This window comes from Moritella sp. 36 (genome assembly GCF_018219415.1).
Taxonomy (GTDB): Bacteria; Pseudomonadota; Gammaproteobacteria; order Enterobacterales; family Moritellaceae; genus Moritella.
Genome location: NZ_CP056120.1, coordinates 3,337,476 through 3,359,636 on the forward strand (window position 1 = coordinate 3,337,476; position 22,161 = coordinate 3,359,636).

A 22,161-nucleotide genomic window follows, 5' to 3' on the forward strand; every position below is an offset into this window, starting at 1 on the left:
CATGGTATATATTAATAGGTAATTTGATGGCTAATAGCGCTGCGCAATTAATTTCATTAGTAAACGACAAAGGTGAATACACGTATGTTAACAATCACTATTGTGACGTATTAGGATATACACAAGACGTATTATTAGGAAAGAATAGCCGAGAGCTGAACTCGTCAACCATGCCTCCATCCGTGATAGAAGAAATAAGAAATACCTTGGCGCAAGGTTTCTCTTGGCAGGGAATTATTTGTAAAACAACAAGCAAAGGCAATGATGTTTGGTTTGATACCTTCATTACCCCGCAATTTGAAAACGGAAAAGTAGTTGGTCATCAAGAAGTCGGTACACCTGCAACACCACAAATGGTAAGCCGAGCAAGTAATGTCTACAAAAACCTGCAAGGTAAAGGACTGCTGTTTGAGTTTACACGTACTCAACGCTTTATCCTGTTAACCTTAATCAGCCTTGTATCACAAGTCTTTATCTACAATAATTTTGGTTTCGCAGCCTCCGTTATTGCCTTCTTTGCCGCAGTAACACCAATGCTTGTATTCTGGCAAGACATCATCCCAATGGCACAAAAAGCGCAACATATGCAATCCACGTTTGATAGTGTCAGCCGCCAAGTTTATTTTGGTAAAGGGACCGCCAGCGTCTTTGATTTTAATATGGGACTTTTAAAAACGAAAATAAAAGCCATTTTAGAACGTACTTTAGATTCAACTAAACCAGTGCAAAACGTGATTAAAACCGTCTCACTCGGGACAGAAAAAATCAGAACAAACTTGGTAAATCAACAACAAGAATTAACCGAAGTAAGCACTGCTATGTCGCAAATGCTCACCTCTACCGATGAAATTGTACGTAATAGTGTCGAAACATCAGATGAAATTACCGCCACCTTTAAACTGTGTGAAATGGCCCAAGACGGCATTAACACAACCACGATTGAAATTAAACAACTCGCCAATGAAGTGGAACAAGCATCTACCGCCGCAGACAAGCTCAATACCGAAGCGCAAAATGTGGGGAGTTTGATGACTGACATTCAATCGATTGCCGACCAAACAAATCTATTGGCATTGAACGCAGCTATTGAAGCGGCGCGAGCAGGCGAACAAGGCCGTGGTTTTGCCGTGGTAGCAGATGAAGTACGTACCTTGTCATCACGCACACAAGATACGGCTGAACACATTCATTCTAGCTTATCGACCATGCTAGAAACAATTAATGACTGGCTCATTATGATGAAAAAAAACAAAAACAATGCCGATCAGTGTGTCGATAAAGCTGAACAGTCAGATCAAGCCATTGCCATCATTCATGAGAAGATGCAGCAACTGTCACAGCTATCGATGCAAATTGCTACGGCAGCTGAAGAGCAAAGCATGGTATCAAATGAGATCAACAACCACGTTATCGATATTAAGCAAGGTTCAGAACAGAACTGGCAACATACCGACACCGTGGTGGCACAAATGGATGAATTGAAAAGCGATATTGATACGATTAGTAATTTGGCGAAAACCTTTATTCCAGCAAACTAAAGCTGGTATGTCGCGACTAACGTTTGCAGCTCAACGGCAATATTCTTTATCCTTGAACTTGATTGACTCGTTTCGTTGGATTGCTTCGCGGTTTCTCGCACAGTTGCATTAATGCTCATGATGTTCTGATTTATCTTAGTCGACATCACGCCCTGCTCTTTGGATGCTCGTGCAATATTGGTATTTAATTCAAATATCTGTTGTACGTTATCACTAATATCATCGAGTATTTCAATAAAATTAGCTGCATCTTGCGCGGTGCTTAATGCACCCGCAGATCCGTTTTGCATGACATCAACCGTACTAAACACATTTTGCTGTAGATTTTCAATGAGCGCTTGAATTTGTACTGTCGATGCTGCTGTCCGTTGTGCTAGTGTCCTCACTTCATCCGCGACAACAGCAAATCCGCGTCCGTGAGCTCCAGCGCGAGCGGCTTCTATGGCAGCATTGAGTGCAAGTAAGTTAGTCTGTGCGGCAATGTCACGAATAACATCCAACACAATACTAATGCTATTGCCATTTTCAGCGAGATTATTCGCGACATCTACCGAGGACTGTAATTGTTCAGCAAGCGTATTAATCGAATGGCTAACATGATGAATGGTCGCTTTACCTTGTAATACTGATTTATTCGCTTCTTCGGCAGAATTGGCGGCAACATGTATATTTTGCGTAATATGTTCTGTCGCCGAGACCATCTTAGATACCGCATCAGCTAACTGATCAGACTCCACTTGTTGCGTCACTGCTAATTGATGTGCCTGAGATGATACTGTCGCATTGATTTTAGACGCTTGTTCTAAATGTTCTGAAAAAATGGGTATTTGATTAAATGTGTTTTTTAAATTATCCACAAATTGATTAAAGTATTTACAAATCAACGTAATTTCATCCCTGCCACTGATTTTTAAAGACACGGATAAATCGCCCGACTTTATGGCTACATCGCGAAGGTGCGACTTCAACAAGTCCAAACGTGTATTGATAGAATAAGAGATGGATAGAACTGCAGAAACAATGATTATAATAAGCAATATTGTTATTAATAATAATTGATTATAAATACGGTCATTTTGCGCAATAATGTTCGTTTCTAATTCATGAGTCAATTGGTGATAAATAGCCTCTGTTTTATGTATTGAATCACGCATCCCCCCCTGAAACCCCATATCTGGAGATAGGCCAAACTGCTGATACCCATCAAAAAGTTGCATAAATTTAAGACGGTAATCCGTCATTTTCAATTCAATTGCTCGCTTCACTGTGACATCAAGTGCTGATTCCTTCAAATGTAGATTAAAAAGTAAATAATTACGCTCAAATTTTTGTTTATACTTTTGCTGTTTTCGTAACATAAAGTCTTTTTCATTACGTCTTAACATAAGAATATCAGCGGTTAACTGCAACTGGGTTGATTTTCTCACTAATGATTCAGCATCATGTACCGATCGCCTTAAGCTGCCACGTAAACCAGTGTCATAAGTGAAACCAATCTTTTGATAAATAGCGACTATATTATAAAATGAATATTGATAATCTTTAAGATACTGTAATAGATTGACCAGTTCAGCGTCTTTCCCATTCTCCCAATCTAATCCTTCAACTTTCTGCTTTAATTGATTAATTCGAGCCGTTAACTGTTCATAATTACGCTCAAATTTGGTCTGATACTTAACATCTAGTCGGGTTAAAAAATCCTTCTCATTTCGACGTAACTGCAACATATCAACTTCACTATTTTTCACTAATACTAATGTTTCATTCAACATTGCGATGTTGTTAAACGAACTCAGTGCAATCATAGATAAGACAACAAGACATAAAGAAACAAGCCCAGCTAAACCTGACAGCTTTACCTTGATCGACAGGTTATTCATATTTAACTCCTTTTAAATAATAAAATTAAGGTGTCTAAAGGTTAATACCAATACAGCAGATCGCCCTATGAAACGGGTATTCCTCCCTCTTATTAAAAGGTATATTAGATAGGCTTTATAATACTTAGTGGTTTGCTTTTTTCAGTAACTGATCGCAATAAATCAATTAATACTCATGGCTGAGGCACAGGAAAAGAAATTACCGACTTTAGTCGTATAAACAAATTAGAAATATTTGCTAAAGAAGAAAAGGAACAAAAAGAACAAAAAGAACAAAAGGAGAATAGTAACTTACCCCTTAAGGGTTGATAATTAAAAATGCACATACGTTATTTTTATGATGGATAGGTTACGGTGCAAATTATCTGATCCAGATAACAATAAATATTGTAAAATTAAACTAAGCTTTAGGCCTCAAAATTTTAAGTTCAAGTTGTAAAGCCGTTATGTATTACGATAAATTCACCATCCAACTAGCAACCCCTTCAGATGAACAAGATTACCTCATCATCTTAGTCGGAGATGAAAAAGGCATTAGCCAGCTATTGATTGATAATGATACCAAAGAAATTAACATTGCTGCCGACTGGCAACACTCCAGTACTTTTTTTAATGACGCGAAGCAACAACTACGTGAATACTTCAATAATAAACGCCACGTTTTTGAGTTAGAACTAAACCCTGCGGGTACCGTGTTTCAACGTCATGCGTGGCAGCAATTAACTAAAATACCGTATGGTGAAACACGCCGTTATAAGGACATTGCAGCGGGACTGGGTAATCCAAATGCATCAAGAGCGGTAGGTATGGCCAATAACAAAAACCCTATCCCGATTATTATTCCGTGCCACCGGGTGATTGGCGCGAATAATAAACTAGTGGGCTATGCTTATGGCTTAGAATTAAAACAGCAACTACTCTCTATCGAAAAAAAGAGATAATCAAAGTACTTCTTGCTGTTACCAACGGATAGTGTACCAGCAAGCGATACAGCGCAGTGTTACTGTTATTTGATATTAAGAAATGTAATCATGTTGCTGTACACTATTCATTAATAGTCTAGGCTTTAGTCTTCTCAGATTCGAGCGAATGATAGTCCGCGCTTTTTCACGAGAAATGGATAAGCGCTCACCAATTCCTAACAAGCTCAACGGCTCCTCGCCTGTTAACCCAAACCGCAATTCAACGACACGACGTTCACATTCAGGTAAATTTTCTAATAACGCTAAAAGATAATCGCGCGTGCTGCCACCTTCAATCTCTTCACTCGGTGTACTTACCGAGTCGTCTTTAATGATATCAGCAAGGGTGGTGACCGAATCATTTCCCGTAATAATGCCTTTATCTAGACTCAATTCATTAAAATAATACGACATTATTTCCATTACTTCATCTACATCGGTTTCGAGTACCTTAGCAATCACAACCAAGTCATTATCACTGCCAACATCTAATCCGAGCTCTCTGGCAACCTTAGCAATACTTTTGTGCATTTTACCGACATGAATGGGGATACGAATGGTACGAGCGCTATTCATGATACAGCGCTCAATGTTATTTTTTATCCACCAAATAGCATAAGTAGAAAAACGATAGCCTTTATTCGCATCAAATTTTTCAACCGCTCGGATTAATCCTGTGTTCCCTTCTTGGATTATATCGACTAAAGGAATAGCGCTATACTGGTAACGTTTAGCAACGCTAATCACTAAACGTAGATTGGCTTCAATCATACGGTTTTTGGCGCGTAGATCCCCCTTACCAACAGCGACTGCAACTTCATATTCTTCTTCTTTTGTCAGTAGCGTACTTTTTTTATTCACTTGTTGCATATACGCATCTAATGCATTTGATTCCTGAGATAATTCCATTTTTCAGTCCTATGAAGTCTTAACGGCTTAACGGCTTAAACCTTATATAAATATTCCGATCTAATACTGTCATCAATCACCTTATAAAATCATTAGAACACTCAAAAGTATCAATAACTAGGTACTCATAATGTAATAATAAAATAATGTAACAAGGTTTCACGTTTATGTGTAGTACTTCAAATAATACTGATCAAAAATATCTGGTCAGATCAATTAGCATTGACAAACGGGTTATTTATTACATCATGGTAAATACGTAAATCATTGATACTAAAAGACAAAGCGGTATCATTAACTATTTCATACAGTTACCGCAACAAAACAGCCCGTAGTCGACACTATTTCTTCGCTGTTGGGTCGATTAATGATATTAGCAGTCGTATAATGATGAAAAAGAAGCAGCATAAGGATGATAATGCAATTTTCAACACTAGGTAGTAGCGGTTTGTCTGTGTCCCGAGTCTGTTTAGGCAGTATGACGTGGGGTTTTCAGAATAACCAGCAAGACGCCAATCAACAAATCGAATACGCGTTATCACAGGGCGTGAACTTTATAGATACGGCTGAGATGTATGCCGTGCCGCCGTCAGCAGAGACCTATGGTAAAACAGAGACTATTATTGGAAATTGGCTAGCGGCCAACCCACATCGTCGTAAAGACATAGTGTTAGCCACTAAGATTGCAGGCCCCGGATTACCTTGGGTACGTAACGGTGGACCGATTACTGGTGATGCTATCGTTCAAGCTGTAGACGCTTCATTAAAGCGTCTACAGACCAGTTATATCGACTTATTCCAGCTACACTGGCCAAACCGCCCTAATCCGCACTTTAGTCAGCACAGTCCCAATAAGATCCGCTTTAGTGATATCAATGCGGCCGACCATACCGCACAAATGCTTGATATTTTACAAGGGTTAAAACGTTGTGTTGATGCAGGCAAGATCCGCTTTTGTGGTTTGTCTGATGATACCACCTGGGGAATTAATACTTACCTGAAGCTCAGTGAGCAATATGACCTGCCACGCATGGTGTCAATTCAAAATGAATTCAGCTTATTGCACGCGAAAGACTGGCCCTACTTAATCGAAAACTGTGTGCATGAAAATATCGCCTATCTACCTTGGTCTCCGCTGGCGACAGGCATGTTATCAGGAAAGTATTTAAACAATGCGCGACCAGAAGGCAGTCGCTGGACATTCTCGCAACGCAATAAATTATATAGAAATACTGAAAGTGCCCACCTTGCGACTGCAGAATATGTTGATATTGCCCACCAGCACGGTCTTACACCAGCACAGTTGGCTTTAGCTTGGTGCGATCAAGTAGATGGTGTCACATCGACCATTATTGGTGCGACAACACTGCCGCAATTAAAAGAAAACATTTCTGCCTTTTCAACGCAGCTAACACCACAAGCATTAGCGGATATTGAATCGGTATTTAAACGTTATCCAGCACCGTTTTAATAAAAAAAGGCTATTTAGTTAACTAAATAGCCCTTAATCTAATAAGTCGACGTTCAATATTAATCAACTAACCCAAAGAATTGTGAAACTTTATAAGGCGATTTAAAATATTGATTTTCAAATACATCATAGTGAGGTAGTTGATTAACTTCATCTTTCAATTCTACATATAATTTAGAAATTGATACTGCACCTTGTGAACCGACCTCTATATTAAATAAAGTAGCTCTTTCTCGTGTCACCAAATATCCACCCTCTTCAGGCTGTAAACATTGATGAAACGCCGTAAATGAATAATAGGGTAATAATTTCGAGAGATGCTGCTTAGGAATACTCTTTAATTGGTTTAATAATTTTTCAGAAATCTTATTTTCTACTTCTAAGCCCGCACATAAATCTATTTTACTTTCATATGCTTTGTAGGCAATTCTATAATCATTTTCAGCGACTTTAGCCGGTGTAGCAATCGCATTAGCAGAAATAAACAATAGCGCCGTCAGGTATATTTTTTTACTTTTTAAGAATGCAGCCATTATACATAGCCCTCCAAAATAATAACTGTTTAGTATTCACATCACTTCGTATAGCTTGAGTCGTAATAATATCTTCAACTATCCTCTGAGTAATACGATTTGTAGCAGATATTGCTTTAGTCATCATGTCAAAATCCGTGCTATGGACACTGTACAATGTCTCAACAGCGCCATTACCCAAAAACGTATTAATCCAATGACCACCACTTATAGCAAACTGTAATTTCAGCTTTAAATCATCATGACCAAAAATTTCAGTCAATGCTAATAAGCTCTCCTCATCCATCTCTAAATGATGAATGCTTGGGCAATATGCCATATTAATCTCTATAAATTGATAAAGAATAAATTCTAGCATTCCCGAAATTTACAAAATGCTGATTAAAGTACTAAATTAATCAAAATTAACAGTCACTTTATGCCCAGAAGATTCTATTTCACGCTGATGTTGCCAGTTAAAACGTGCAGTGAGTTTGTCGGTTAATTTAACCCCCAAGCCAAACCCCAAATCATTTGTGCTACTGTCATTCACCATAGCAGTATCAACATCGTCATTCACATTACGAATGACAACCAGCCCTTGCTGCTGGCGAATTGTCACAACACCCGTATCGGTGTGCTGAAATGCATTACGGATCAAATTAGCGAGTACAATTCGGCAGGCAGTGGCTGGTAATTCCACTTGCCATTCACTGGTATCAAGTTCAACGGTTACTGATTTACCGCGTAATAAATAGCTTAAATCGTCCACTGTTTGCATGATTTGTTCGTCTAATTTAACAAGTTCAGGCGTTAATGATAATGACTCATCTCGACTCAACCACAGCAAGGTTTCAGTCAAATGACTCATGGTAAAGCCCGCGCGTTCGATGCGTTCAATAACTTGCAGTTGCTTGGTTGTCATAGGTGATTTACTGTTGATTTTATTCAACAGTTCAACATTAGTACGGATAACCGCGATTGGTGTACGTAATTCATGGCTGGCATTACGCAAAAACTCATGTTCGCGATCAAGGCTCTCTTGCACCGAATTAAGGCTGCTATGTACAATTGTCGCTAAAGTGTTCAGCTCTTTGTATTTAAATTCTGGCGGCGGTTGCTGCAAGCTTTCAGTATTCAATGACTTGGCCCAATCTCGTAATGCTTCGACAGGCGAGGCAACACGACGCATCACCATCATTAATAACAAAGCAAACACCGCAATGCCACCTAAACCAAATACTGGGATCCAGAAAAACTGAGAACCGGGTCCACCGGACAAGCGAGCATGTAAATCGCCCGAATAGGACTTATAGATATACAATAATTGCCCTTGTTTCGTTTCCATCACCATCAAAAAGTGCACAGCACTCGGCGGCGAAAATAACTCATCTTTAATAATATACTTGTTTAATTCGAACATATTCGTCGGTGGTGTTACAAAATGGTCTCTCGCCTCAGCGGGGAGATCTTGCCAGCGACTTGAGACATAGAAATCCAGCAACATTTCAGGCTGGCCATCTTGTACTTCTAGCCCTTCTGTATCAGCAACTTCGACCATAGTACCGCGTAATACCGAGTCCATGCCTTCAACAAAATAATTAACCGTGAGCGCAGAAAACATAATGGCCATACAGACACCAAGAAACAACATAGCGCCAAGAAAATATAATCGTAAACTGGGTCTTAATTTCATAACATAAACCTATTTAGAGGAAACTCGTAGCGCAAAGCCGACACCTGATATGGTATGCAATAATGGCGGCACATCACCCGCATCCAATTGTTTACGTAAATTATAAATATGCACCTTTAAACTATTACTATCGGGTTGGTCGTCACCCCAGACAGCCTGCATCAACTTTTCTCGTGAGACAGGATTAGGTGTTGCACGCATTAATACTTCGAGTATTTTCCACGCGATGGGTGATAGCTTTAACAACTGCTGAGCACGGTATGCCTGTTTTTGTTGTAGGTCTAACTCTAAATCAGCCAAGCTTAAGCGTTTAACCTGACCACTACGACGGCGGGCTAAAACCTGCATACGCACTATCAGCTCCGCCATCGCAAACGGTTTCACTAAATAATCATCGGCACCAGAATCAAAGCCCTCTAGCTTATCATCCAAACTATCGCGCGCTGTCAGCATCAACACCGGGGTATCAATGCCCTGCTCACGCATATGCTTACAAACTGTTAATCCGTCCATTTTAGGCAGGTTTAAATCCAGAATAATCGCTTGGTAATCATTATTGGTGATCATGTTTAAACCTGCTAGTCCGTTTGCCGCATGGTCACACTGAATGTCTTCCAGCTCTAAATAATCAACCACAGCAGTCGCTAAATCTAAATCATCTTCCACTAACAACAGGTTTAACATTTTGATTTACCCTTAAATTAATTTTACCATTTAGCACACTATGTCTAATGCAAAATCCAGCGCCCGTATCAGGGGAGTCCGCCAACATAAAACAGCTGTTGTTGACTGACTCGACCAATTGAGTCTGCGTCTAGCCTAGACTCGTTTCACCTTTCCCCATCATTTTAGCGAAAAACTGTTTAATTTCATATTGAATGAACAATAACGCAGGTATCAATACCAAGGTGATCAAGGTAGCAAACAAAATACCATATCCTAATGATGCCGCAGCTGGGATCAAGAACTGTGATTGTGTCGATGTTTCACCGAGTAATGGCGCAAGACCAACAAACGTAGTCACCGAGGTCAATAACACCGCGCGTAAACGGCTACTACAAGCCGTCACAATAGCATCGTGTAGTGACATTTTAGCCTCTTTCATCAACTCATTAAAACGCGAGACCAGTAACAAACTGTCATTCACCACCACGCCACTGAGCGCCAGAATACCATTTAACGATAAAATACTAATGGTCAGATCATTGAGCCAATGTCCTAATATAGCCCCAACAATACCAAACGGGATCGCAAACATAATAAGCACAGGTTGCACATACGATTTTAATGGAATAGCCAGTAATACGTAAATAGCCAACAGCGCGCCAACAAATACCGAGATCATCGAACTTGTCGTTTCCCCCTGCTCTTCTGCTTCACCCGCAAAATGTATATTTAGCTCAGGGAATTGACGCGTTAACTCTGGCACTAAATCACGCTGTAAATTCGCCACCAACTCATTCGATGCTAATATCGATTTGTCCACCGATGCAGTGAGATACACAGTACGTAAGCTATCAATCCGGGTGATCTCATCTTCTTGATATTCACTACTAATACTCGCCACACTACTCAGAGGCACAACCGTACCGTCTGGCGTACGCACACGCGCTTGCATAATATCCGCTAATGTTTGACGCTGCGCTTCAAGATAACGAACACGCACTTTCACTTCATCTTTATCACGCTGGAAACGCTGTACAATATCACCACCAAATGCTTGCAATACTTGTTGCGACAACGTCGCCGTATCCATGCCTAAACTACGACCTTGCTCTGTTAATACAAACCGTAGCTGTGGCTGACCAGGGTTAAGATTATCATCAATACCGCTCACACCTGATATCGACTCTAACGCAGTTTTAAACTGTATGCCTGCGGCTTTCACCGTCGCATTGTCCCACGATTTTAACTCGACTTTAAAGTTATCGACCATGTGTTTACTAGCAAGAAATTTAAGCTTCTTAATCCCTTCAGGTGAACCTACTAACGCCTGCCACTCTGCAGTAAATTCAGTTGACGGATAAACAGAGTCAGCATCCAGTTCTACCGTCAACGTACCCGATCTGTCATCTTCAGCAAGGACCTGTAAACTCATAATCTCGCTATTTTCGCTGGTCGCCACAACATCGTATTTAACTAATAGATTCTTATCCGCCTGTAATGCGGCTTGCTCTATCCAAAGTAAATTCGTGTTGGTTTGACCAAAACTGGCATCATTTTGCATCACCATGTCAGCGCTCACTACTTCACCTGGTATATCAGGGAAAAATGTAACGCGTACACTGCCCGTTAATGGCAAGCCAACCACCAGAATAAACAATGCGATGAAGGCTAAGATAACGGCATAACGTAATTTTAATGACCACTCAATCACGTTACGGTAAATACGTACATTAAACCAGTTTAACCCTGCATCAGCGGTATTTTGAATACGTACCCACACACCTTTAATGCCCTTTGTCGATTGACGAGCGGTGTTTAAATGCGCTAAATGCGACGGTAGGATTAATTTAGATTCCACCATCGACAGCAATAAACAGATCGTCACGACACCTGCAAACTGCGCATAGATCTTACCAAGATTACCGTCAACATTGGCAATCGCAACAAACGCTGCCACAGTTGTCAATACACCAAACAAAGTCGGGATAGCGACTTTCATTGTGCCTTTTACCGTATTGGCGACAGTATCGCCCTCTTCTTTACGGGTGGTATAAATACTTTCACCGATCACCACTGCATCATCAACCACAATACCGAGCGCCATGATAAAACCAAAGGTGGTCATCTCGTTAATCGTCAAACCAACAAAAGCATCTTGCATAAAGAACAGGGTGCCGAATAACACAAACGGTAAACCCGCAGCAACCCAAAATGCAACGCGGATATTCAAGAATAGCGCTAGCACAATAAACACCAGTGCAATACCAGTTAACGCGTTCTTGGTTAACAGTGATAAGCGATCTGTAATAGTGTTACTTTGATCGTACCAAGTCACCAGCTCAACATCGGCAGGTAATAACCCACGCGCATGCCATTCATCAACGACTTCCTGCGCTTGTTTCACAATCTGGGTAATGTCACCATTATCATCCATCACAATCTCAATCGCCATGCCATTTTGTTGATCATAACGGGATAATATGTAGCTATCATCGGCAAACGAGTCCGTAACTATCGCGATATCCGCTAAGGTAATAACACCACCACTGCTACTGGTAATCACCGGAATACTCGCGAACTCACTTTGCTGATACGCCTGCGATGATGCTTTTAAGCGCATCACTTTTTCACCGTTACGTAAACTGGTCGTTAATGGCGTCGCTGACTCGGCATTGATCACCGCTGAAATATCGGCAATGGTTAATCCATAGGCTTGCAACTTGGCTTCATCGACTTCGATAGAAATCATCGGCTCAACTTTGGCTTTAATCTCTAGATCACGAATACCTGATTTTGCTAACAGGTTGGATTTTAATTTTTCCGCTAAAGCCTGTAATGTTGCGCGATCAGCATCACCGTATAGCTGCACCCATAAAGCATGATCCTGACGACGTGCTTTATCTATTACAGGTTTTTCAGCATCACTAGGGAAATTATTGATCGCATCAACATTGGTTTTCACATCAGTCAGTAAAGTATCGAGTGAATAACCACTGGTTTTTTCAATACTAACCGAGCTACCGTTCGCGTTAGATGTCGAAGTAATACGCTTAATACCAGCGACGGTTTCAAGCGCATCTTCAATCTTGATCGCGATGCCCTCCTCCGCTTGTTTGGCGTCACCACTGTCGTAGTTAACCGATACACGAATGGTATCTGGTTCAATACTCGGAAACGCTTCTTTGCGTAAGTTTCCTAATGCCATTACCCCAAGGAGGATGATACTAATGAGTAGTAAGTTAGCCGCTACGGAATTGGTGGCAAACCAGTTAATGACCCCCTGCAATGGATTAATAGTAGATAATTCGCTAGGTTGTGACGGGCGAGTTGTTAAATCACGATGTTGTTCACTCATAATTTCACACTCGCGTTATTTATCGTCACATCAGAGACGACAGAGGCATCTGCAAGTTGCACATCACTTTGATTGGTTAACTTCGCGATCACCTGCATGCCTTGCACATAGCTGTTTAATGGACGAATGATAATGTTGGCACTGTCCATCCCCGCCATTGGCTTAATGTAACTTAATTCACCTTGAGCAAACTGCTGCTGGGCAGTGAAAGTAGCCAAGTGACCATCTGCTCCTATATACCAAACTTCGCCATTTTGTGATATCGCCGACGCAGGTAATTGCCATAGATCATTCAGCGCTTTACCCTGTACTGTAGCCGTCACAAACGTACCCGGAAATAGTGGTGTTTGCTGTGCTAACGGCTGTTCAACGACAACGACCAAGGCACGTTGACGACTGTTATTATCAAGATGCTGTTCGACACGTTCAACGTAACCTTGCCACTGGCTATCACCCGTAGTGTTCGTTAAGGTAACTGGCCATTGACCCTCTACTGCCCCACTGATGTTCGGTAAACTTGACCATTGATGCGCCGATAATGGGATCTCAATCTCCATGCGATCTGTGCTGTATAAGGTCGCAATACTATTACCCACTTGCAGATAACTGCCTAATTGCACATCTCGACTCACCACTAACGCTGAAAATGGCGCTGTAATGACGGTTTTATCTAAATCACGTTGTGCTTTAGTTAACTGGATTTGGGCATTTTTAAACGTGGCTTGAGCGGCAATCAGCTGCGGTTCACGTAATACCAACGGGGAATCAGGATCTCCACTGATACCGGAGTTATGCCATTCCAGACGTGCTTGCTGGCCTTGACGCTTCTCTTCTAACAAGGCTAATTTAGCGTCGGCGACTGCCACTTGCGCACTGCTAAAGGCTTGCTGATAATCAATATCATTAATTTTAATAACCGCTTCGCCTCGCTTGAACTGCTTGCCTGTCGCAAAATTCTGTCCGAGGGATTCGACCTGACCACTGACTTCACTGGTGAGGGTTAATTGATAACGCGATTTTGCCTCACCATAACCAATCACTTCAGCCTGGTAACTGCCTTTAGTCACGGCCATCACCGTGACTTCGGGTAATTGCACAACAGCTTTAACAACAGGCGTATGCACAGCACTATTCGCAGCATCCATTTTGGCACCGTTGTAACTCATTACGACAAAAATACTGGCTGCGGCCGCTAATGTGATCGCGATAGTAATAACATTCTTTTTCATGATGCTTCTCCAGCATTGTCTGTTGTGATACCAAGCCCTAAGGCCAGTCCTAAATCAATACGATTAACCAGTCGGTTATAGGTGGCTTGTGTCAATTGCGATTGCAGATCAAAAGTTTGTTGCTGTACGGTAAGCAGATCTAATATATCCACCAGCCCTTGGCGGTATTTAGTTTGATAGTTAGCCTCGCTACGCTTCGCACTCGTCAACGCGTCATTAAGGTGTTGCTGCTGACGTTTTAACGACTGCTCTTGGCCCAGGCTATTTTCAACCTCGTTCACCGCTGTTAAGAGCGTTTCTTGATAAGCCCAATATGTTTGCTCGGTCGTCAATTCCGCTATTTCAATTTGGCTACGTAACTTACCTCCTTGGAATATAGGGGCTGTAAGTTGGCCTAATAAACTCCATACTGGACTTGTTAATAACGCTTCACTGGGTGAATTGGCAATATCGGTTAACGACGCGGATAAATTGATTGACGGTAACAAGGCTTTATAAGCAACATCCGTTCGATATTGTGCAGCACTAATCTCTGCATAAGCAGCTTGTAAATCGGGACGGCGACCTAAATTTTGTTCCGGTAAACCCGCTAATGGTTGCAATACGTTAGGGAAATCACGCCCTACTTCAATCCCAGTGGAGTGCCCTAACAACAATCCTAGGTTACGTTGGTTTTTCGCTAAGGTTTCTTGCTTTTCTGCTAACGTTGCACGGGTCTGCGCGCTACTTGTACGTGCATTATCTAGCTCTTCAAGAGCCCCTAAACCACTCCGATAGCGGCTTAATACAAAATTTTCATTGTTCTCTAATACTGCTAAACGAGCAATTTCAATAGTAATTAATTGTTGCTGTAAATTAATTTGTAACCAACTGCGCATGATATTTGCCGCTAATGCATCTCGAGCGCCCTGATAAGTCGCCTCTGAGTTTTTAATATCCATGTCTGCAGCAGCGACTTCATCACTGAGCGTCTGCCAGATATCAAGTTCCCAACTCACGCTAATGTCAGTTTTATAACTTGTATCCCCATCAGCCCTCTCAGCGTTAAATCCGCCACTCACTTGCGGAATTCGTTCACTTTCCGCCACACCTTGCTGTGCATAAGCAATTTGCAAAGAAATTGCAGTTTGTTGCAAACTTGGGTTTTGCAATATCGCTTGTTCGACTAAACTAGTCAGTTCAGGTATCGCGATCAGCTCAGTTAATTGCGTAATATCAACGGCATCTTGTTGTTGATATTGCCAATGTGTTATTTCAGTCAGCGCTGAATCAGCACTTTGCTTATAATTAACCGTGCTGCTACTGCAGCCAACAACCGCTGCAACAGTAAGTGCTAACATTGAATGACGTAGTGCTAACACTGAATATCGTGATGGACTAGAATAAGCCATTGTTTATCTCCTCAATTTTACTAAGGCAAGTATAAAAAATGGAAGGTTAAGATAGGGTTAAGACGGGTAAATAAAACACAATAAACACAGTTATATATGTTTATTCACATATCATATAACTGACAAAAATTTACTGTTAAAATTGTAAAAATGAGATCTAATCAACTAAAAAAACACACTTAAGACGTATAATTAAAACTAACTCCAAATAAGGATATAAGGAATTAAATATGCCATTTGTTAACATCAAACAATCATTCTCTGAGTGGCAAGATCGTCTAAATACGCTCGCCAATCATTCAGGCTTACATTCAATCCTGATCATGGAGTCAAAACCCGACACAATGGAAGTTGTCGTTGCCAATGAACAACCTATTTATAATGTGGGAGACTGTGGCCCCAAAAGTCGGCAGCCAGGTTGCCACGAACTGTATTGCGAACGTGTTGTCGATACTGCGCAGCCGGTATTTATCCCAGATGCAAGTATTGATGAAGAATGGAAAGGCAACGAAGATTACGTGAAATTTAATCTCGGTGTTTATCTTGGGTTTCCATTGATGGCTAAAGGGGTTGTCGTTGGGACAATTTGTGCCCTAAATGATAAAACATTTGATTTTAACGAAGGTTCACCATCGGTATGCAGTGAGTTAGTGCAATTGAAAGCTGATATCGAATTAGCATTCTAATGATGCTCAACGTTAGCAGCATATATTATGTTGCTAACGTCCTTATTAACGCTCACTTTGCGTTTTTTATTACTGCTATAAAGCTGTTAATCCGCATCTAGTCACCTTTTCAATGATCAAACGTTTCATTAATTCCTTTTGAATTATCTAAATCCAGATACACTGCGATAGTATGGTTCTTCAAATCGCGTTACGTTAACCCTGCTAAAGACCATAGATATATTATTGATATAACTAACTTTATACTCCTTATTATGTAAAAGGTATAAGCAAACTGTTCCTGATTTAAGCTAACTGCTATTTTTCGGTCAAAAAACAACTTAAACCAAGCTAAATGATTAAATTCAATAGGTTTTTTTAGTAAGTGTGTAGTATGCTGCCTCATTCATAAATGAACAGCGCATTCAATACTCAAGATGAAAATAATTATCGTTACTGTTTGTTATTAATCAATAAAATTGAGATGACATTATGGATTTGATCCCCTCTCTATTACAACAAATGTGTGTTTACCTCGTGTTCGCTTATCTACTCAGCAAAACACCTATTTTCATGCCTCTATTAAATATATCCTCACGCTGGGAGCATAAACTTAGCTGTTATCTTTTATTTTCGATATTTTGCATCATGGGTAGTTATTTTGGTTTGCAATACCAAGATGCAATAGCGAATACCCGCGCAATCGGCGCTGTAATGGGGGGGTTATTTGGCGGCCCTATTGTTGGATTAGCCGTCGGCATGACAGGCGGTATACATCGTTATTTTATGGGTGGCTTTACTGATCTCGCTTGCGCTATTTCGACATCCATAGAAGGCTTGATTGGTGGTTTTTTTCACATCTATCTGTTACGTAAAAATAAAATTAATGACCTATTTAAACCACACGTTATTTTTTTAATTACCTTGATTGCAGAACTAACACAGATGGCAATCTTACTTGCGGTCGCCAAACCTTACGATCAATCACTCGCATTAGTCAGTCAAATAGCGCTACCTATGATCACCGCAAACACGATTGGTGCAGTCTTATTTATGAGTATTATCGAGGATAGAAAATCTATTTTTGAAAAGTATTCAACCGCATTTTCACAACGCGCATTAAGAATTGCAGATCGCAGTGTCGGCATTCTTAATCAAGGTCTTGATACTGAAAGTGCGAAAACCATAGCAAACATTCTTTATGAAGAAACGAATGTCGGTGCGATAGCTATTACAGATAGGCACAACATTCTAGCCTTTGTTGGTATTGGTGAACGACATCATAAAGCGAATGTGCCCATTTCAAATTATACTCAACAAGCGATTAATGAAAACCGCATCGTAGACCTAAACAGCACAACTATCTACCGATGCCCTATTGATGAAAAATGCCGATTAGGCTCAGCATTAATCTTACCGTTACGTAATGGTAACAATGAGGTCGTAGGCACAATTAAATTGTACGAACTACACCGAAAGCTACTGTCTAATATCAATATATCGATGGCAAAGGGGATCGCACAATTACTGTCGAGCCAGATATTACTTGGTCACTACCAGCAGCAACAAACACTATTAACACAAGCTGAGCTTAAATTATTACATGCTCAAGTTAACCCACACTTCTTATTTAATGCGCTAACAACAATTAGTGCTGTGACACGTCGTGAACCAGATAAAGCCAGAGCTTTGATCCAGCACCTGTCACAATTTTTCCGTAGTAATCTTAAACAGAACATTGAGTCGGTAACCCTGCGTGAAGAGCTGTCTCACGTAAACGCTTATCTGACCATTGAACAAGCCCGATTAACAGATAGATTAACGGTCAATATTGATATCGACCCAGATTTGATGGATATAAGACTACCGAGTTTTACTCTACAACCCCTCATCGAAAATGCCATCAAGCACGGTATTTCAACTATGCTAGGAGCCGGTAAATTAGAGATATACAGTAAAAAAACAGCGAAAGGAACGCTTATTTTTGTCACCGACAATGCGGGTACATATGTCACAACAAAAGAAGATTCAAAAGGGTTAGGACTGAAAATAGTAGATAAAAGACTAATTAATCATTTTAATAGCAGTTCAAGTTTACAGATTTCAAGCATAGCAAATAAGCTAACTCAAATATCATTTTTACTACCGATAAGCACGATAACAATTAATAATAAGGAACACTAGCTCATGCTTAATGCTATCGTCATTGACGACGAACAGTATGCTCGTGAAGAGTTAATCGAATTATTACATGAAACCAAACAGATTCGAGTAATTCAACAAGCAGAAAATGCAATCGAAGGCTTGCAACTCATTAACAAGTTAAAGCCCGACATTATATTTTTAGATATTCAGATGCCACAGATTACGGGCATTAAGATGCTCTCGATGCTTAACCCTGACAACATGCCTAAAGTTGTGTTTTCAACAGCATATGATCAATATGCTTTGCAGGCTTTTGAAGAGAACGCTTTTGATTATCTGCTTAAGCCTATCGATCCCGCGCGATTACAAAAAACGGTAGACAGGTTAGTCAAGTCAACAACACCGCAAAACTACACTGCGATAGAGCATAAACAGTTGGCGCAAGTTCCTTGCACTGGTCACAACCGTATTCTCATTATAGCCACTGAAGATATTGAATTTGCATACAGCGGATTATCTGGTGTGTACATTAATACCGGCCAGCAAGAAACAACGAGCCAATTAACATTGAAGGTACTAGAAGAAAAGACCCCTTTAATTCGTTGTCATCGCCAGTACCTTGTTAATCTAAAAGCAATTAAAGAGATACAACTATTGGATAATAGTTTAGCTGAAATCGTGACGACAAGTGGTAAAACGTTACCCGTAAGCCGCCGTTACCTAAAACTATTAAAACAAAGCTTTGGTATTGTATAAGCATTCGGAATTCAACGACAAAAAAATAGCCTTACCACGAAAGTGAATAAGGCTATTTTTATGCTAAAGACTGAATATAAAGAAACATTACTTAATGTGTAGAAGCACTTCTTTCACCCCTGCCAGGCTGATCTATATCCAATCTCCTTTGCATCCTTGTCAGCAACAGTGCTGTACGAGTTTAATTGATGGACGCAAGCCACCAAAAAAAATACAACAAACTCATATAGATCTCCTTATTTATATGGGCGTAATTTTAGTAAGATAACGCTATATTAATAGTGTTGATTATGTCAGTGGTTGTATGGCGACTTAAGTGGTCGATGTTACCGGTAAAATCGTTCAATTATTGAAACTAATCGTTACATTGAACATTAAACGGCAGACATAAAAAAAGCCCTTAACCATATGGCTAAGAGCTTAATGCACAATTAAGGCAAACGTTATTTAATTAAGTGACGGTCACTATAAATTAAGCACAACATTTTTTGTATTTTTTACCACTGCCACATGAGCAAGGATCATTACGGTTAGGCGTTTTTTCGAATACAGTTGTTTTTGGCTTATTTAACATACCGTCTAAATCACGGGTATTTTCTTCTTTGTCTGCATTTACTTCAATGTTCGCGACTAATTTGGTGTCAGCTAAAATTACTTCAATTTCAGTTTTACGCTCTGGTGTTTGCACGGTCAAATTTAAAGGTAACTCGTCAGTCCCAAGCTTAATATCACGTTTAGTGTTATAGCCAGATTTAACGTGATTTAATCTCGCGTCAATACGACCTTTGAAAAACATTTTAGACATCTGCAGTTCCTAATTTTTAGATATTCTTAATTCAGTGGGCTCTTATACTATAAAACTGCCATCTTTTAAACACTAGGCTAGTTAATTAATTAAAACCGCGCCTATATCGCTAAAGGTTTCGTTATTTATGCCGTTAACCAAGTTAATTAACGCATAATGTTAAACTGTAATTATAATAATTCAAATTAAAGTGCTGATTATTACTGAAATCCAGCAACATTTTACATTTGAATTCCCTTATCGATAGGCCAGGACAATACCCTAATGAATTTAAGTCAATTTAGTATCAAGCAAAAACTGATCATAACTATGATTAGTGCCGTTATTACCGCGACCTTACTCGTCGGGTTAGTGAGTCAAAACCTAGCCAAAGAAGTCATTGAAACACGCTTAACCACTTCTGAACTGCCCGCTAAATTAATGCAGATCCGCAATCAGGTTGATAAAGAGATATCAAGCTTACAGCAGGCAGCCCAGCAAGTGGCGAGCAACCGATTTATGCTTGAGTTATTGCAAACGGAACGAACCCCTGCGCAAGAAGCACAGCTTGTGCAAGTGCTTAACGATGTAAAAAGCCAATATCAGCTTATTGATGCTTCCTTTGCTAACCGTATAACCGGTGACTACTGGAATCAAAACGGGTTTTTACGTCAGCTGAATCGTCAACAAGATAACTGGTTTTTTGACTTTACCAACAGTAGTCAGCAACAGTCTGTGAGTGTATTTAAAGAAAGTAACGGCGAGATGAAACTCTTTATTAACTACCAGCAACGTAATGGGCAAGGCATGTCTGGCCTGTCAAAATCCCTCGATGAAATGGTCGATTTTATCAATCAATTTAAGCTAGAGCAAAGTGGTTTTGTTTATCTGGTGGATGCAGCAGGCATGATCCGTCTACATAATGACAGTGCGCTTATGGGTAAGACCAGCCTAATCCAACAATATGATAGCCAAGTAGCCACTTCCCTACTTAAAAAAACTGCATTCAATCTAGCGGAAACGACCGTGTCGGATCATGATACATTAATTGCCAGTAGTTATATCCCATCAATGGATTGGTATGTGATTGCCGAGTTACCGACCGAGGAAGCATTTGCCAGCTTAGCGCAAGCCAATAACAAGATCATGTTATGGACATTTGTAATTGCCCTTGCTTTTACTTTCATCGCCATCTGGTTAGGTAACAACATTACGCGTCCAATTCAACGTATCGCAGGTGTGTTTTCTGAGCTTGGTAATGGTGACGGCGATCTGCGTCAACGTATTGAGATTCAAGGACACGATGAAATTGCGCAATTGTCATTGGGCTTTAATAGTTTTATCACTAAAATCCACGATTCAATGCAAGAAGTATCACGCACTGGTGAAGCGCTCCAGGAGGCAGCAGCAGAAGTGGCAGGCCAAGCGCAGATCACTTTAGATAATAGCCATGAACAACGAGACCGCACCTTTCTGGTCGTCACTGCAATTAATGAAATGGGCGCGACAGTTAACGAGATCGCTAATAACGCATCAGCGGCAGCCGTTGAAGCCCAAAATGCAGAAACTGAAACCCGAGGTGGTCAACACGTTGTAACCCAAGCTAGTGATGTGATTAACCAGCTTGCAGGTGATGTGGATGAAGTCAGCCAAGTTATCGACTCATTAGCCAATAATACCCAGGCGATTGGTGGCATTTTAGAGGTGATAAGCAGCATTTCAGCGCAGACTAATCTACTGGCGCTTAACGCTGCGATCGAAGCGGCACGTGCGGGTGAACAAGGGCGTGGTTTTGCCGTAGTTGCAGATGAAGTACGTAGTTTAGCAAGCCGTACCGATCAATCTACCAACGAAATTCAAATAATGATTGATAACTTACAAAATGAGGCCAGCAGCGCAGTAGCAGCTATGCTAAAAAGCCGTGAGTTAACCACACAGGGTACAATCGCGACAACCGATACCTCGACAGCACTAGTATCTATTGGTGAGCGTATTGGCCATATTTCGGACATGAACACACAAGTCGCGACAGCAACAGAAGAGCAATCAACTGTGGTCAATGAAATCAATCAAAACATCGTTGAGATTAATGATATCACCCAGTGCACAGCAGATACTGCAGAAGGCTTAGCGAAGTCAAGTCATGCATTACGCGATCTTTCGATGCGTCTTGGTGATATGGTCGGCGTATTTAAGTTATAG

At 40.5% G+C, this 22,161-nt stretch carries 17 protein-coding genes; 7 read left to right on the forward strand and 10 right to left on the reverse strand.

From position 1 onward, the window contains the following. Positions 1–26 precede the first annotated feature (26 nt). Positions 27–1,538, forward strand: a complete 1,512-nt coding sequence (locus tag HWV03_RS14710) for a methyl-accepting chemotaxis protein (protein WP_211676587.1) — start codon at positions 27–29, stop codon at positions 1,536–1,538. Here HWV03_RS14710 and HWV03_RS14715 read toward each other — a convergent pair. Further along, complete coding sequence (locus tag HWV03_RS14715) at positions 1,535–3,418, reverse strand: methyl-accepting chemotaxis protein (RefSeq protein ID WP_211676588.1); 1,884 nt, start codon at positions 3,416–3,418, stop codon at positions 1,535–1,537. The genes HWV03_RS14710 and HWV03_RS14715 overlap by 4 nt on opposite strands. Before the next feature lie 446 nt (positions 3,419–3,864). On the opposite strand from HWV03_RS14715, the gene HWV03_RS14720 reads away from it, so the two are divergent. Then, positions 3,865–4,359: a methylated-DNA--[protein]-cysteine S-methyltransferase gene (locus HWV03_RS14720; RefSeq protein WP_211676589.1), complete on the forward strand. Its 495-nt coding sequence runs from the start codon at positions 3,865–3,867 to the stop codon at positions 4,357–4,359. Between the two features lie 75 nt (positions 4,360–4,434). Here HWV03_RS14720 and HWV03_RS14725 read toward each other — a convergent pair whose 3' ends face one another. After that, positions 4,435–5,289 carry a sigma-70 family RNA polymerase sigma factor gene (locus HWV03_RS14725; RefSeq protein WP_211676590.1) on the reverse strand — a complete coding sequence of 285 codons (855 nt, stop codon included), beginning with the start codon at positions 5,287–5,289 and terminating at the stop codon, positions 4,435–4,437. Between the two features lie 418 nt (positions 5,290–5,707). On the opposite strand from HWV03_RS14725, the gene HWV03_RS14730 reads away from it, so the two are divergent. Continuing rightward, positions 5,708–6,760: an aldo/keto reductase gene (locus HWV03_RS14730; protein WP_211676591.1), complete on the forward strand. Its 1,053-nt coding sequence runs from the start codon at positions 5,708–5,710 to the stop codon at positions 6,758–6,760. 59 nt (positions 6,761–6,819) lie between these two features. Here HWV03_RS14730 and HWV03_RS14735 read toward each other — a convergent pair whose 3' ends face one another. From HWV03_RS14735 to HWV03_RS14765, 7 genes are all read right to left on the reverse strand, one after another. After that, the gene (locus HWV03_RS14735; protein ID WP_211676592.1) at positions 6,820–7,293 is read right to left on the reverse strand and encodes a hypothetical protein; all 474 of its coding nucleotides are present in this window, start codon (positions 7,291–7,293) and stop codon (positions 6,820–6,822) included. Next, positions 7,271–7,651 carry a hypothetical protein gene (locus tag HWV03_RS14740; RefSeq protein ID WP_211676593.1) on the reverse strand — a complete coding sequence of 127 codons (381 nt, stop codon included), beginning with the start codon at positions 7,649–7,651 and terminating at the stop codon, positions 7,271–7,273. Before HWV03_RS14740 ends, HWV03_RS14735 begins: the two co-directional genes overlap by 23 nt. A gap of 36 nt (positions 7,652–7,687) precedes the next feature. After that, complete coding sequence (locus HWV03_RS14745; RefSeq protein WP_211676594.1) at positions 7,688–8,968, reverse strand: sensor histidine kinase; 1,281 nt, start codon at positions 8,966–8,968, stop codon at positions 7,688–7,690. 9 nt (positions 8,969–8,977) lie between these two features. Then, a complete protein-coding gene (locus HWV03_RS14750; protein WP_211672247.1) occupies positions 8,978–9,652 on the reverse strand; it encodes a response regulator transcription factor in 675 nt (224 codons plus the stop codon). 130 nt (positions 9,653–9,782) lie between these two features. Then, a complete protein-coding gene (locus tag HWV03_RS14755; protein WP_255546841.1) occupies positions 9,783–12,989 on the reverse strand; it encodes an efflux RND transporter permease subunit in 3,207 nt (1,068 codons plus the stop codon). Next, positions 12,986–14,218 (reverse strand): efflux RND transporter periplasmic adaptor subunit, encoded by a 1,233-nt coding sequence (locus HWV03_RS14760; RefSeq protein WP_211676595.1) that lies wholly within the window; start codon positions 14,216–14,218, stop codon positions 12,986–12,988. The genes HWV03_RS14755 and HWV03_RS14760 overlap by 4 nt, the downstream gene beginning before the upstream one ends. Beyond that, positions 14,215–15,609, reverse strand: a complete 1,395-nt coding sequence (locus tag HWV03_RS14765) for a TolC family protein (RefSeq protein WP_211676596.1) — start codon at positions 15,607–15,609, stop codon at positions 14,215–14,217. Before HWV03_RS14765 ends, HWV03_RS14760 begins: the two co-directional genes overlap by 4 nt. Positions 15,610–15,839: 230 nt before the next feature. Here HWV03_RS14765 and HWV03_RS14770 point away from each other — a divergent pair, with 230 nt between their 5' ends. The 3 genes from HWV03_RS14770 to btsR all read left to right on the forward strand — a co-directional run bounded on the left by HWV03_RS14770 (position 15,840) and on the right by btsR (position 19,175). Then, a complete protein-coding gene (locus HWV03_RS14770; protein ID WP_211676597.1) occupies positions 15,840–16,295 on the forward strand; it encodes a GAF domain-containing protein in 456 nt (151 codons plus the stop codon). Between the two features lie 471 nt (positions 16,296–16,766). Continuing rightward, positions 16,767–18,458 carry a sensor histidine kinase gene (locus HWV03_RS14775; RefSeq protein WP_211676598.1) on the forward strand — a complete coding sequence of 564 codons (1,692 nt, stop codon included), beginning with the start codon at positions 16,767–16,769 and terminating at the stop codon, positions 18,456–18,458. 3 nt (positions 18,459–18,461) lie between these two features. Then, positions 18,462–19,175, forward strand: a complete 714-nt coding sequence (btsR, locus tag HWV03_RS14780) for a two-component system response regulator BtsR (protein WP_211676599.1) — start codon at positions 18,462–18,464, stop codon at positions 19,173–19,175. A 472-nt stretch (positions 19,176–19,647) separates the two neighbouring features. On the opposite strand, the gene HWV03_RS14785 is transcribed toward btsR, so the two are convergent. Then, positions 19,648–19,980 carry a PBPRA1643 family SWIM/SEC-C metal-binding motif protein gene (locus HWV03_RS14785; protein ID WP_211676600.1) on the reverse strand — a complete coding sequence of 111 codons (333 nt, stop codon included), beginning with the start codon at positions 19,978–19,980 and terminating at the stop codon, positions 19,648–19,650. A gap of 264 nt (positions 19,981–20,244) precedes the next feature. On the opposite strand from HWV03_RS14785, the gene HWV03_RS14790 reads away from it, so the two are divergent. Beyond that, positions 20,245–22,161 carry a methyl-accepting chemotaxis protein gene (locus tag HWV03_RS14790; RefSeq protein WP_211676601.1) on the forward strand — a complete coding sequence of 639 codons (1,917 nt, stop codon included), beginning with the start codon at positions 20,245–20,247 and terminating at the stop codon, positions 22,159–22,161.